This window comes from Microbacterium sp. zg.Y909, assembly GCF_024626565.1.
Genome location: NZ_JANJFJ010000706.1, coordinates 1 through 840 on the forward strand (window position 1 = coordinate 1; position 840 = coordinate 840).

The 840-nt window shown below is 75.2% G+C and carries 1 protein-coding gene and 1 pseudogene; both read left to right on the top strand.

Going from position 1 to position 840, the window contains the following annotated elements; all coding sequences use genetic code 11:
- A pseudogene (locus NQ160_RS24275) lies at positions 1–196 on the top strand (DUF58 domain-containing protein); the annotation flags it as partial.
- On the top strand, positions 183–840 hold a 658-nt coding region (locus NQ160_RS24280; protein WP_257517526.1), incomplete at its 3' end, for a DUF3488 domain-containing protein. The pseudogene NQ160_RS24275 and the gene NQ160_RS24280, both read left to right, overlap by 14 nt.

The following is an 840-nucleotide window of genomic DNA, read 5'->3' on the forward strand; positions in this document are numbered from 1 at the left end:
GGCGGATGCCGCGGCCCTGGCCCCGGTCGCCCACCACTCGTCGCTGCCACTGCTGTTCGCGGTGTCACCGGTCGACGACGCGCTGCCGCGCGCCGCGGCCCACGGCTGGCGGGTCGCGTCGATCCCAGCGGGTGCGGACCTCGTGCCGGCATGGCAGCAAGCCGTCGAACGGGAGGCGGGCCATGTCGTCGCTTGACGGTGCACGCCCCCGCCGCAGCCGCGCGCACCTGCGGCTCACCCTCGCGGTGGCGGCGGTCATCGTGGCATCCGCGCTGCCCCTCGTGGACGTGATCGCTCCGGGCGGCTGGCTGGTGGCCTCGGTGGCGCTGACGGCGGCGCTGCTGACGGCCGGCCACCTCGCCCACGCCCGGCGCCTGCCTGCCCTTGCAGCCACCGGCATCCAGCTCGCGGTGTGGGCGCTGTTGCTCACCGGCCTGTTCCTGTCGGACACGGCGCTGCTGTGGATCTTCCCCACCCCCGAGACCGTGCGCGCCGTGCCGCCCCTCTACACCGAGGGCATGACGGAGATCCTCGTCGGCTCGGCGCCCCTCGACGCCGGAACGCCCCTGAGCTTCCTGCTGGTCGCGGCGGTGGGGCTGTTCACCATCGTGCTCGACCACGTCGTGGTGACCGCCCGGATGCCGCTGCTGGCGGCCGTCGGCGTCGTCACCGTCTGGCTGGTCCCGGCGCTCGCCGTGCCGTCGGACATGGACGTCTTCTCGTTCGCCGTGCTGGCCGTGGCCGTGCTGTTCCTGCTTCGCACCGAGACGCGGGCGCGCGAGACGGCCGGCGACGCACCCGCGGTCCCGCGCCCCGGGTCGTCGGCACGTCGGGCGGGAG